The 12,219-nt window shown below is 67.0% G+C and carries 12 protein-coding genes; 4 read left to right on the forward strand and 8 right to left on the reverse strand.

The genetic code is table 11. From position 1 onward, the window contains the following. Positions 1-112: 112 nt before the first annotated feature. Positions 113-937, forward strand: coding sequence for a DUF2127 domain-containing protein (locus U9980_RS10940; RefSeq protein ID WP_322767811.1), 825 nt, complete (start codon positions 113-115; stop codon positions 935-937). A 24-nt stretch (positions 938-961) separates the two neighbouring features. On the opposite strand, the gene U9980_RS10945 is transcribed toward U9980_RS10940, so the two are convergent. Both U9980_RS10945 and U9980_RS10950 read right to left on the reverse strand, forming a co-directional pair. Continuing rightward, positions 962-1,984 (reverse strand): DUF2278 family protein, encoded by a 1,023-nt coding sequence (locus U9980_RS10945; RefSeq protein WP_322767812.1) that lies wholly within the window; start codon positions 1,982-1,984, stop codon positions 962-964. Positions 1,985-2,133: 149 nt separating this feature from the next. After that, complete coding sequence (locus U9980_RS10950; RefSeq protein WP_322748362.1) at positions 2,134-2,526, reverse strand: DUF2237 domain-containing protein; 393 nt, start codon at positions 2,524-2,526, stop codon at positions 2,134-2,136. Positions 2,527-2,970: 444 nt separating this feature from the next. Between U9980_RS10950 and U9980_RS10955 the strand changes: the two genes are divergently transcribed. Next, entirely contained in the window at positions 2,971-4,170 is a 1,200-nt protein-coding gene (locus tag U9980_RS10955) for a septum formation family protein (RefSeq protein WP_322767814.1), read from the forward strand. A 104-nt stretch (positions 4,171-4,274) separates the two neighbouring features. Here U9980_RS10955 and U9980_RS10960 read toward each other — a convergent pair whose 3' ends face one another. From U9980_RS10960 to U9980_RS10975, 4 genes are all read right to left on the reverse strand, one after another. Further along, a complete protein-coding gene (locus U9980_RS10960; protein WP_322767815.1) occupies positions 4,275-5,513 on the reverse strand; it encodes a glycoside hydrolase family 5 protein in 1,239 nt (412 codons plus the stop codon). A 253-nt stretch (positions 5,514-5,766) separates the two neighbouring features. Beyond that, complete coding sequence (locus U9980_RS10965) at positions 5,767-6,042, reverse strand: type II toxin-antitoxin system RelE/ParE family toxin (protein ID WP_322767816.1); 276 nt, start codon at positions 6,040-6,042, stop codon at positions 5,767-5,769. Continuing rightward, positions 6,039-6,320: a type II toxin-antitoxin system Phd/YefM family antitoxin gene (locus U9980_RS10970; protein ID WP_322767817.1), complete on the reverse strand. Its 282-nt coding sequence runs from the start codon at positions 6,318-6,320 to the stop codon at positions 6,039-6,041. The genes U9980_RS10965 and U9980_RS10970 overlap by 4 nt, the downstream gene beginning before the upstream one ends. Before the next feature lie 68 nt (positions 6,321-6,388). After that, the gene (locus tag U9980_RS10975) at positions 6,389-7,021 is read right to left on the reverse strand and encodes a TetR/AcrR family transcriptional regulator (protein ID WP_322767818.1); all 633 of its coding nucleotides are present in this window, start codon (positions 7,019-7,021) and stop codon (positions 6,389-6,391) included. Positions 7,022-7,140: 119 nt separating this feature from the next. On the opposite strand from U9980_RS10975, the gene U9980_RS10980 reads away from it, so the two are divergent. Beyond that, a complete protein-coding gene (locus U9980_RS10980; RefSeq protein WP_322767819.1) occupies positions 7,141-8,790 on the forward strand; it encodes an FAD-dependent oxidoreductase in 1,650 nt (549 codons plus the stop codon). A gap of 79 nt (positions 8,791-8,869) precedes the next feature. Continuing rightward, a complete protein-coding gene (locus U9980_RS10985; protein WP_322767820.1) occupies positions 8,870-9,841 on the forward strand; it encodes a quinone oxidoreductase in 972 nt (323 codons plus the stop codon). A 41-nt stretch (positions 9,842-9,882) separates the two neighbouring features. On the opposite strand, the gene U9980_RS10990 is transcribed toward U9980_RS10985, so the two are convergent. Together U9980_RS10990 and U9980_RS10995 are read right to left on the reverse strand one after the other, a co-directional pair. Further along, on the reverse strand, positions 9,883-10,950 hold the full coding sequence (locus tag U9980_RS10990) for a hypothetical protein (protein ID WP_322767821.1): 1,068 nt from the start codon (positions 10,948-10,950) through the stop codon (positions 9,883-9,885). A gap of 168 nt (positions 10,951-11,118) precedes the next feature. Continuing rightward, positions 11,119-12,219, reverse strand: a 1,101-nt coding sequence (locus tag U9980_RS10995) for an MMPL family transporter (protein ID WP_322767822.1), incomplete at its 5' end; no start/stop codon positions are given.

Consider the following 12,219-nt stretch of genomic DNA (forward strand, 5'->3'; position numbering starts at 1 on the left):
GCTCGTCACCACACCGTCGATCATTCAACTGCCGAGCTGACGGAAATCCGACGGCAGGCCCGCTTCACTGGACCTATGCCTGGCAGGCCGCCGACATCTACGATGTGCGGTCGTGGAGTGGAATCTGCGGACCTGCGCCCGTAAGGGCCATACCACCTACCGCCCGGATGAACCGGCTTTCGCCGACCGGCTGAGAGCTCAGACCCCGGTCGGGCTGGCTTGGCGGTGCCTGCGCTGCGGCGACTTCGTCCTCGGTGATCCGGTTGCGTCCGGACCGGCACAGGACGCGCCGGTCCTGCTGCGCGGCCGGGCACTGCGCGACGCGACGGTGCTGCGGCTGCTGGCGGTGGAACGCATCGTGCGCGCGATACTGCTGACCCTGGTCGGCTACGCCGTGCTGCGGTTTCGCCGGTCCGAGGCTGACATCCAGGAGCTGTTCGACAAGGCGATCCCGGCCGCGAAGCCACTCGCCTCGGTCCTGCACCTGGACCTGGACAACAGCCCGACGATTGCACACCTACGGCACCTCATTCACACCAAACCGAGCACCCTGTTGCTGGTAGCCGCCCTGCTGTTCGGTTATGCGGTCATCCAGATCGTCGAGGGCGTGGGACTGTGGCTGCTGCAACGGTGGGGGGAGTACTTCGCCGTCGTCGCCACCTCGATCTTCCTCCCCCTGGAAGTCTACGAACTGACCGACCGAATCACCGTGTTGCGAGTCGGGGCTCTTGTCGTCAACCTGGCAGCCGTCATATATCTGGTTTCCACCAAGCGTCTGTTCGGGGTACGCGGCGGCCGGGCGGCATTCGAGGCGGAACGACATAGCGCGTCCCTGCTGGAGGTCGAGCAGTCGGCTGAGCTGCCCGATTGTGAACGACCCCGATATGAACTGTCCGAGGGTGAACTGCCCGATCGCGAGCCGTCCGGTAACCCCTGATTCGTCAATTCCTGAAACTGTTTCTCAGAAGACGACGGTACGTCCCTCCTCGGCTACATCCGCGGCGGTATAGGAGACACCGTCGACTTTCAGGCCGTCGCGGTCGAGGAGACTGATGATGCCACCGCGGTTACCGAGCGCCGCCGGTGGCGCGAGCGGTATCCGGCGGGTTTCCCCGGCCGACAACACGCCGTCGACGACGGCGAAACGGTGGCCGTCCCGGTCCGCGATCGACCATCCGGCGAGATCTACCGGCGCCACCCCGGTATTAAGGACGGTGACTGTTTCAGCTTCGGGCGCCGGGCCGACGGGGTTGACCAATGCGGCGACGATGCGGAGCAAATGATCGGGTGCGCCGGGCGTGGGCCGCCCGGGCGGGGGTGGGGTGATCCGCGCGAGGGTATGACCGGTGGTGTCGTCGGTGTGCCATGCCTGGGACTGGAATGCAAGGAAAACTGCGACCCACTGTTCTGCAGCGGGAAAATGGATGAGGATTGCACCGTCCTGCCACACTCCGTCATCGCTGGTGAACCGGCCGCTGTTGCCCTGATTCATATGGATGTCGTGGATGCCGTCACCTGGGGAGAACCCGAACACCTTGTCCGGTTTCCCCTCTTCCGGACCCCATCGCTGACCGAAGGCGTAGAGCCTGCTGTCCGGGTCACGGCTCGCCCGCAGCACATAGTGGTCGAGCTTGTCGGCAAGATCGTTGTCCGGGCCGGCGAGATCCGGCGGAAGGGTACGCATCGTCAGTCGGTCGAACAGATTCCCGCGGATGAAGTCGAGCGCCGCACCACCCGGCTTGCTCGGTACCGCGGTGAACCCGTCCGCCACCGCATCCAGCTCGGCCAGCATCGGATGCCGGAAATCCTCGTCGGCCACGTACAACAGCTCTGACGGGGGCAGCGCCGAAAGGACGTTGACCGCCACTCGGAAGTCCACGCCGCCGCCACGGACGTGGATCTGGTAGTGCGGGGTGTTTTTCCCGCCTTCCCGTCTCCGGTCAGCGACCCGACCGGCAACAACACCATAATCCGACAGCGGCATCAGACCCCCACAATCTCTCCGCGCGACGGAGCCTATTGGAAGCTGTTTTGAATCTTGGCGGAAACGGAGCGCGTCAGAACCGTAACACTGCCGGCTGGGAATGGCTGTCGTATACGCGACGGCGTCACGCCGACGCCGGGAACGAACAGTCAGCCGAGCGAGCCAGGGTCGGCGGGCACGTCCACCGCATGTTTCCGGAGCGCCTCGAGCGGGACGATGTCCAGGGCTCGGGAGTGCGTGGCGGCCAGGACAACGGGCGCCGCAGCGCCGGCTTCATAGGCCTGCAACCACCGGGACGCAACCACACACCATCTGTCCCCCGGGCGCAGGCCAGGAAAATGGTATTCTGGCCGAGGTGTTGTGAGATCATTCCCGACCTGTCGCTGGTGCTGCAGGAACTCGGTTGTCACAACCGCACATACAGTGTGACTACCAAGATCTTCAGGACCAGTGCTGCAGCAGCCGTTGCGGAAGAAACCTGTCACGGGGTCGCTACCACAGGCCTCCAGTTTTCCGCCGAGTACGTTTCGTTCGTCCGCCACTGCCACCGTCTCCCATCCCCCCGGCCGTCGGTCATCGATTCCGTCGGCACGGATGACGTGCGTTGCCCTTGACCTGAGTGCCCAGCGACCTGCACCGGGTCGCGAGCCGTCCGACAACCCTACCGGCGGCCGACCCACGCCGATTGCAGAGTCGGCGTACCGGCGAACCGGCAGGGCTACCAGACATCACAGCCGGCAGCCGCGACGGTCACCCGGTAGACGACATCGGGCCCGGATGATGCCCGAGATAGCAGTGGTTCCGCCGATTCACGATGCATCGTGCGTGTAGAGTCCGGCGTCGGATGTGCGCACCGGGTAGCCGACAGGCCGGGTCGAGCGCCGTCGAGGACGACCTCTACGGGGGCACCACGATCCACCGGCAGTCGGTGACACTCGCTCATAACACGACCATGATTGTTGGGTAGTTCGGGGAGGCCGACGACCGTGTCCAAGGACGACAAGCCGAGGGACGCGAAGGACGACGACCCGTTCGCCGGGCTGGTCCTCGACGCCGACTTCGTCGCTGGAGCGACGACCTACGAGGCGCCCGCCCGGACCCGCGACGCGGTCGCCCGGTACGGAGCCGCGACTGGACCAGCTCAGACACGGTCACCGCGTAATCGGGTCGAACGTCGCCGGGCGAACCCATTGCGGCGCCGCGGGCTCGTCGCGGCGGTGATCGGCGTCGCCCTGTTGCTCGCGGGCGGCTATGCGATCGTTCGAGCGGGCGGCGGTCCATCCCCCGAATCGGGTGCTACCGCATCCAGCGCTGCCTCGACCGGGCAATCGCCGGCCGGGTCACCAACCGCAGGCCCGAGCGCAGCCACGGTCGACCTCGGCAGGCAGTCCTACGCCCGCGGGCACTGCTACACCTGGAATCAGGACATCACCCACCCGAAGGTGGACGAGGTGTCCTGCGCATCGCCGCACCTGTTCGAGGCGATCAAGGAGACTGACATCGCCTCGAACTACATCCCCGGTAGCGCCTACCCGACCGACGCACGCTGGACGATGATTACGGATCGCTACTGCGGACCGATCTCGCGCAACTTCCTCGGGTATCCGCTCGACCCACACGGCCGGTTCGTGACCAGCATGATAAGGCCCACCCGATCTGGTTGGGACGCGAACGACCGGAGGCTGGTATGCGGACTGTTTGCCGCTGGTCACCGCTCCGCCCCGAACCGGGATATCCCATTCACCGGGCTGGTCGAGGGCGCCGATCAGGCATGGATTTATCCCGCCGGAACGTGCCTGGAACTGACCGAGACCGAGAGCAAGGGTGAGGTTCCGTGCAGCGCGCCGCACCAGGCGGAAGCTACCGGAACAGCCACCCTGCCCAACACCTCGAACGGCGAGCCCCCGTCGGATGCCGCCTTCGCCGATCTCGTCGGCACCCGCTGCGATGCGGTGGCCACCCAGTTCCTCGGGCGGGCCTTTGCGCGGACCTCGACCATGCAGGTCGGCTGGCTCACGATTGCCGCCGACAGCTGGCGTGCCGGCACCCGCACCTTGACCTGCACAATCAGGTTCACGGACGCGGCGGGCCGGTTGGCCGCGGTCACCGGCGAGCTGACCCGTGGTGCCACGGCCGGGGCTGAGACCGTCACGACCACACTGCGGTCGGTACCGGTACCGGCCTGAGTCAACCTTCGTCACACCCGGCTGGCGTCCCCGATGACCAGAGGACTCCAGCCGGGAGAGATCACGCCGCAACGGTCACCCCGTCATGGTGTTCGCTCAGATTGTTATGCCCCCTGGTCGGCCTTCCACCAGTAACCCTTGCTCGTGGCGTCCTTCCGAAGGTCGGGCAGGATGGTACTGATGTCGTTCTCGGTGTCGGTGATGTTCCAGCCGACCCACGAGATGCCCTGCCGCTCGAACACCTCGGCCGTCCAGCGGGAACCGTCGAAGGACGTCGCCTCCGCCACAACTCCCGCAGGCCCCATGAACTCGGTGCAGATGACCGGGTAGGAGGCCTTCAGCTTGACCCACGGCTGCGAGCTGGTCTCCCAGTATGCGTGGAAGCCGACCGACGTCTTCGACCAGTCGACGACCCCGTCAAACTGGCTGGCGATGCTGAGCATGGTCGGCGGTGAGTCGGCCCCGTAGTTGGCCGGCACGGCGAACGACAGGATGACTATGTGGGTGTCCGGAGCCTTCGACCGGATCAGCCGGTAGATCTCCTTCTGGTCGGCGATGTTCTGCGCCGTGTAGTCCGCAGGACGCCAGGTGACCGGCTCGTTGTACAGCTCGTAGAGCACGTTCGTCCGATTCGCATAGCGTGGCGCGATTGCGCTCCAGAATGTACGCAACCGTTCGATCGTGTACTGCTCGTTGGCGTCAGCCGCCAGAGCGGAATGATAGTCGATCATGACGTACATTCCGTGGGCGTCGGCCTTCGCGATGATTTTGTCCAGGTAGGCGGTGATCTGGGCCATCGTCGGCGACTCGGCCGCCTCGTTGAAGGAGACTGCGACCCGCACGGCGTTGAGATTGTTGGCCTTCAGGGTCGTCCAGAACGCGTCGCCGGTGGCAGCTTCACGGGCCCACAGGACTTGCGAGGCGCCGGACGAGTAGTTCAGGTACCACAGGGTGCCCGCCCGCAGCAGGGTCCCCTGGTCGGTCACCACGGTGTTGTTCCGTACCTGTACCCGGCCACGCGCACCGGCGACCACTGTCGTCGAACCGCCTGTCGGTACCGGCGGCACAGGCTTGGCGCTGGCCGTCGGGACAGGGACACCAGCAGTGGTGGACGGGGTGGCGGTCGTGCTCCCGGGCACGGACGGCGTCGTCGGTGGCCGGGTGCCGGTGGTCGCTCCGCCCGGCCCGACCGCGGCCGCGGCGGTCGGCGAGGGAGTCGGTGGCCCGGCTACCTGGGTTGACAGGGGTCGGCACCCCAGCGCCACGAACAGCAACGCGAACAGGAGCACCGGCAGGTATACCGGCCTCTTCCGACGATGAGCGTGGTGCGTCGTAATGGACATACCGTCTTCCGATCTTCGTCGGGGCCATAGCGATCAGTAGCATGTCAAGCGCTCTGCGCAACATGACTACAACACCCGGCCGACTCTTCCTCCCAAGCAACTCGCGGCCACCCAGCCGCGGCTACCCAGGCGGCCCCTCCGCCGACCCTCGGTAATCGTGTCAACCCCAGATCGATCGGTCCACACAGTTGGGCGTCAATTGACCAAATCAAGCGGATGCGTTTTCCAAGCCGGCTCCATCGGCCGGCATCGTTCAGGTGTGATACGCGTCACTACGATGGCGGACCGCGGTGACTTCGACGGTGTGACTGGCTTCATCGATGAGATAAATAATCCGATACGCGCCTCTTCGAGCTGACCGAAGTGGTGCCAGCGGCGGGTCGAGCATCTTTCCGACCCGGTACGGGGTATCGAGCAGCACGCCGGTGATGAATTCGTAGGCGGCTGCGGCGACTTTCTCGGGCAGGGTTTCCGCGAGGGCGCGCGCGGCTGCCCGCGCGATTCGTAGCCGGTAACGGTCCGCAGTCACCCGGCGCGGCCGGCACGACGCAGATAGTCTGCCAGGCCCTCTTCATCGAGATAGTCGCCAGCGCGCACCTGCGCGAGCCCTTCCCGCACCGACGCCATGAGTTCGCTGTCCGCAAGGACCGCGATGGTCTCACGCATGGCTTCATAGTCGTCCGCGGCGACCAGGACAGCCGCGGGACGCCCGTTGCGGGTGATCTCATAGCGTTCATGAGTGGTCTGCGCATCGGTCACGATCTCGGATAGGCGGGTCCGGGCGTCGGCGAGCGGCACAGTCGTCATGTACAGAATTCTAGCGCACTCCCAACGGGTCAACAAACGACATCCGCGAGTGTTCCCTCGCCCGCGGGTCAGCCGCGGCGCAAGCGTCCAATCATGGTGAGCTCGTCGCGGATGGCCCTGCGCTGCCTGTCAGGGGTCCAGTGATCCGGGTCGAACAACGCCTGGGTGCCGATGCCGTGCACGAGCAGCAGCAGACGAGAGGCCGTGTGCTGGCTCTCGTCCGGGTCGAGACCGTTGTCATCGCCCGTCTCGCAGCCCGTCTCGCAGCCCGTCTCGCAGCCCATCTCGTCGTCAAGGACACGCCTGATGCGGGCACGCGCGGTCCGCACGCGCTCGCGCTGCTCAGCGGCAAGTTCCGGGTCGAAGGCTGCGATCCCCCAGAAGGCGAACCACAGCCGCCAGTCCTTGCGGCGGTCGTCGTCGAGGGGAAGCAGCGTTTCGAGACAGGCCTGCATCGGCTGCCCGTCGGTGCCCGTGACCGCGAGGAAGCGGGCGAGCGACCGGGCCGAAGCCGTCCGATAGGTGGACAGCAGCAGGTCCCGCTTGCCGGTGAAGTAGTGACTGACGATCGCTGTGCTACAGCCGGCGGCCTCAGCCACCTGACGGAACGTGAGCGCGTCCACGCCGCGGCTGGCCACCAGGTCGGCGGCGATCGCCGCGACCTGGTCACGACGCAGATCATGATCAATGTATCGGGGCATTGACAGCGATGCTAACTGGATATACAACGACTGTCATATTACGGGCGTCACATAAAAACTCATCCGACGTGACGGCGTCTGCCGGCCGGGTGCCCGAGATCTCAGGAAGGGACACGGACATGGAGGTCTTCGACGTCGTCGTGCTCGGTACGGGTGCCGCCGGCTTGACCGCCGCGCTGGCCGCGCATGACGGCGGGGCGAGCGTGGGCCTGTTCGAAAAGGCCTCGCAGGTCGGCGGGACGTCGGCCTGGTCCGGGGGGATGGTCTGGATACCCGGCAATCCCCACCTGGGCGCCCTCGGCCTGACCGACAGCCGGCAGGAGGCACTGACCTACCTGGAGTCGCTCTCGCACGGGCTGGTCGATCCCGCGCTCGCGGCCGCATACGTCGATACCGGGCCCAAGGTGATCTCGTGGCTGGAGGAAAGGACGCCAGCCTCATTCACGATTATCAAGGACTTCCCCGACTACCACCCGCAGCATCCCGGCGCGAAGCCCGGGGGCGGACGCTCGATGGAGTGCCCACTGTTTCCCTTCGATCAACTCGGCCCGTGGGCTGACCGGGTGAGCGTGGGTTACCAGCTGAGCGGCAACATCATGATGAGCGAGACCTCGCTGGGCCGTGGCGCACCGGGCGGTGTTGCGACGCAGGAGATGGCCCGCCGGCGGGTCCACGACGAGCGCGGCGCCGGCCAGGGGCTGGTCGGCGCCCTGCTGCGTGGCTGCCTGGACCGCGGCATCGAGCCGCGGACCGAGAGCCGGGCGCAGGCGCTGGTCGTCGAGGCAGGTCGGGTGGTCGGCGCACGGTTCGAGGCGGCCACCGGCCCCTTCGAGGTCGGAGCGCGAGGCGGAGTCGTTCTCGCCACCGGCGGCTTCGAGCATGATCCGAAGCTGGTGCGCGCGTTCGTCCGCGGCCCGCTCGACCGCGCCGTGTCCGTCCCGACCAACACCGGTGACGGCCTGCGGATGGCCATGCGCATCGGCGCGGACCTGAACAACATGCGGGAAGCCTGGTGGGTGCCGACGATCGACGTCGTGCATCCGGTGGCCGGCGTCGTGCCCTGGCAGGTCAACGGCGAGCGGTCCAGACCGCACTGCATCATGGTCAACCGCGGCGGACGACGCTTCACCAACGAGGCGGCGAACTACAACGCGTTCGGAGCGGCCTTCCACGTACTCGACGTCTCCACCTTCGAGTACGTCAACCACCCCGCCTGGATGGTTTTCGACCACCACTACCTCACCCGTTACGGTCTCGCCGGGCACCGCCCGCCCGCGTCCACGCCCGCCTGGATCATCCAGGCGTCGACCGTCACCGGGCTCGCCGACGCCATTGGCGTTCCCACCGAAACGCTGGCGGCGACCGTCTCCCGCTGGAACGAGCACGCCGGCCACAGCGCCGACCCCGACTTCGGCCGGGGCGACAGCGTCTTCGACCGGTGGTGGGGTGATCCGGCCTTCGGGGACAGCGCCGCGGCAACGATCGGCCCGCTGGACACGGCGCCCTTCTACGCCGTGCAGGTCCACAGCGGCACGCTCGGGACCAAGGGCGGACCGCGGACGGATCCCGACGCCCGGGTCCTCGACGTCGACGGCCAGATCATTCCCGGTCTGTACGCGGCGGGCAACGCCATGGCGTCCGCCATGGGTATGACCTACGGCGGTGCCGGCGGCACGCTCGGCCCGGCCATCGTCTTCGGGTATCTGGCCGGGCGCGACGCCGCCGCCAGAGTGCACCCCCACGCCGTTGGTGGCGACCTCGCGGGTTGACCCGCGCCCTGGAACCGTCGCCGGCCTGGGAACGCGATCCGGACAAGCGGTTTTCGGCGGCAGCCGTGAGGATGTACGCATGCGCGCAGTCGTTGTCAGAAAGCACGGCGGACCGGCTGTCCTTGAGGTGAGCGACCGGGACGCCCCGCACGCCGGTCCCGGCCAGCTGGTCGTCGACGTCGAGGCGGCCGGCGTCAACTTCATGGACATCTACCAGCGACAGGGCAACCCGCACTACGTCGGGGATCTACCCTACGTTCCCGGCGCCGAGGGCGCGGGCACCGTGGCGACCGTCGGGCCGGGCGTCACCGGTTTCACCGAGGGCGACATGGTCGCGTGGACGGGCGTGCCGGGCAGCTACGCCGAGCAGGTCGCCATCCCCGCCGACCGGGCCGTCCCCATCCCGGACGGGGTCGCGCCGCGACTGGCCGCAGCCGTGATGTTGCAGGGTATGACCGCGCACTATCTGGCCAACAGCACCTACCCGGTCGCGGCCGGAGACCCCGTGGTCGTGCACGCGGCGGCCGGCGGGGTGGGTCTGCTGCTCACCCAGATGGTCAAGATGCGTGGTGGAATCGCCGTCGCCACCACATCAACGGCTGACAAGGCCGAGCTCGCCCGCCACGCCGGAGCGGACCACGTCACCGATTACGAGGACTTCGCCACCGTGGTACGAGAGGTCACCGACGGCGTCGGCGCGGCTGTCGTGTACGACGGCGTCGGCCGGGCGACCTTCGACGAGGGCCTGTCCGCCCTTCGTCCACGCGGCTACATGGTCCTCTACGGCGCGGCCAGTGGGCCGGTTCCTCCGCTCGAGCTGCAGCGCCTCGCCGGCGGCGGGTCGTTGTTCGTCACCCGTCCGACGCTTGGCCACTACATCGCCAGCCGTGATGAGCTGCTGAGCCGAGCTACTGATCTTTTCAACTGGATCGCGCGGGGCCAGCTGGAGGTCCGCATCGGCGGCACCTATCCACTCGACGGCGCCGCCCGAGCACATGACGACCTCGCCTCCAGACGCACGACTGGAAAGCTGCTTCTGCTGCCCCGTTAGCGCTCGGGGGACTGCGGCCTCCGGGCCACCGGGTCACCGGGTCACCGGGTCGGCTTGCGCATGATCAGCGGCGGTAACCTGAAGTCGATCAGCGATCGGTCGGTGGACCAGGGAGCGTACGGCGCCTGCACAAGCATGCCAAGGGCGATCAGCGGACGGTCGTAGTTGACCCGCCAACCGGCCCAGTCCCGCCATGCCTGGTCCCGGTCCGCCCGGACGGGCAGGCCGGTGTCGGCTAAGCCGTCGACGACCGCGTCCCACTCGTCCCGGGTAATGCTGATCGGGTCTTCCGGCCGCGGATCGGGCGAGTACGAGATCATGAAAAAGTCCGCGATGCGCCGTAGCGCCAGGTACCCCGACCGGATACACAGCTCGGCTTCGATGTCCCGGGGGACGTCCAGGACCGCGGTGAGGAAGGCTGCGGAGTCGAGTACGGCGCCGGCGGCGGTGATCCAGGAATGGTCGGGCTGGGGTGATCGGAAGAACACCAGTACCGAAAACGATGTATGGGTCTCCTCGATGTCGACGAACCACATCTCCATCTCGCCCCAGGTCGTGGTCAACCGGTCGAACCGCTCAAGGCGCCATGCACGGGTGAGTAACTCGAAACCCGTGGGAGGGGTCCCGGCCCGGACCTCGAGCTTGGCGACCATGGCCTCCCGCCGGCTGAAGGAGCCGTAGATCGCCGGCAGGAAAGAGATCAACAAGGTGACCAGCAGAAGGCCGATCGAGGCTTCGACGAAGGCGAGCCCGCTCGACAGCATCCCCTGCGGCGCGTCGAATCCCAGCGTGAACAGGGATGATCCTGACATCCTGAACGCATCGCCGAGGCCCCGGGTCGGCTCCGCGGCCCACTGGGCGAGGACGAAACCCCCGTAGACCAGCAGCAGCCAGGACTGCAGCAGGAACAGCAGGGCGAACGGACCGTAGTTGGCATACACCCGGTCACGTACGTCATACGTCGGGGCACGGCCCACCCGGAGCCGGAAGGCCCACCGCACCAGCACGAAGACGAACCGGCTGAGCCGGGAGGGGACCCCACGGGGCAGCACGGTCGTACGTACCGCCGACAGCACCGTGGTGATGACCACCGCCAGGCCGGCGAGCACGCCCACAGTCCTCAAAGCGATCACTGCGAAAGCCAGGCGCGCATGACACCGCCGTCAATGATCACTATCCGCGGGCCGAGGTGGAAGGTGCTTCAGGTTATACCGAGCGTCGGTCGAGGCCCATGCGGCGCGCGGCTCAGTCTGCTTTCCGATCGTGGCTCAGACGGCTCAGGCAGCCTCTTCACGCCGCGCGGGCGGCCGGCGCGGCGGCACGGATACGGCCCCCGGCGTCCGCCGCGTCGGGAACCACCAGTTCCAATCGCCGAGAAGCTTCATCATCGCCGGGACGACGACAAGACGGACGATGGTCGCATCGACCAGGATGGCGGTGGCCAGGCCCACGCCGAGTTCTCTGGGTGAGGTACCCGCGGCAAAGGCGAATGAACCGAAAACGGTGACCATGATAAGTGCGGCAACCGTGATCGTCCGAGCGCTGGCGGCCAGACCCTGCCCGACGGCGGTGGCATTGTCTGCGCCGGCAAGATACCGCTCGCGGATGCGGGTCAGGAGAAACACCTCATAGTCCATAGACAGGCCGAAGACAATCGCCAGAAGCAGGACGGGCACGATCGAGTCGATATACCCGGGCGAGGAGAAACCGAGCCAGTCGAGCCAACCCCACTGGAATATCGCGACGAGGACCCCATAGGCCACGCCGACCGAGAGAATATTCATTATGACGGCTTTGAGGGGCAGCAGCACGCTGCGGAAGAGGAAAATCAGGACTAGATAGGAGAAAGCCAGAATGAAGAGAACAATCTTCCAGAGATCCCCGAAGATGGCTCGGTCCATTGCGACTTCGAACGAGGTGGTACCACCGATGTCCGCGTCCTTTCCGCTGAGGGCCGTCACCGTGGCGAGCAGGGCGCGGGCCTGGTCCGATTCGGGGTCGGCGGCGGGGGTGACCTCGACGAGATAGTGCCCGGCGAAAGCGACCGGCGGCGCAACGGCGGCGACCCCGTCCAATCGGCCGACATCCGCGGCGATCCGGTCAGCCGCCTCCTTGCCGGAGACGACGAGTTCCATCATTCCCAGCGCGCCCGGTCCGGCCAGCGCCGTGAGCTGGCTGGTGGCCAGCCGGACTTCCGCGTCGGGAGGAAGCTGCTCCAGGGCACCGTTGCGGGTGTGGATGCTCAACAGCGGGCTTGCCGCAAGGAGCAGGACCGCGACGCCGGCAGCGAGGAAGGCGGCGGGCCGACGCATGACCATCCCGGCCCAGCCCACCCAGAATCCGCCGTCACCATCGGTCAGTCGTTGCGGGACGCGTCG

This window comes from Protofrankia sp. Cr1 (assembly GCF_963555865.1).
GTDB lineage: Bacteria > Actinomycetota > Actinomycetes > Frankiales > Frankiaceae > Protofrankia.

Excerpts from the sequence above, each read along its gene's own strand:
- U9980_RS10985 (WP_322767820.1), top strand. The coding sequence starts at position 8,870 with ATGCGCGCAGTCGTTGTCAGAAAGCACGGCGGACCGGCTGTCCTTGAG.
- U9980_RS10970 (WP_322767817.1), bottom strand. The coding sequence starts at position 6,320 with ATGACGACTGTGCCGCTCGCCGACGCCCGGACCCGCCTATCCGAGATC.
- U9980_RS10980 (WP_322767819.1), top strand. The coding sequence starts at position 7,141 with ATGGAGGTCTTCGACGTCGTCGTGCTCGGTACGGGTGCCGCCGGCTTG.
- U9980_RS10960 (WP_322767815.1), bottom strand. The coding sequence starts at position 5,513 with ATGTCCATTACGACGCACCACGCTCATCGTCGGAAGAGGCCGGTATAC.
- U9980_RS10975 (WP_322767818.1), bottom strand. The coding sequence starts at position 7,021 with ATGCCCCGATACATTGATCATGATCTGCGTCGTGACCAGGTCGCGGCG.
- U9980_RS10945 (WP_322767812.1), bottom strand. The coding sequence starts at position 1,984 with ATGCCGCTGTCGGATTATGGTGTTGTTGCCGGTCGGGTCGCTGACCGG.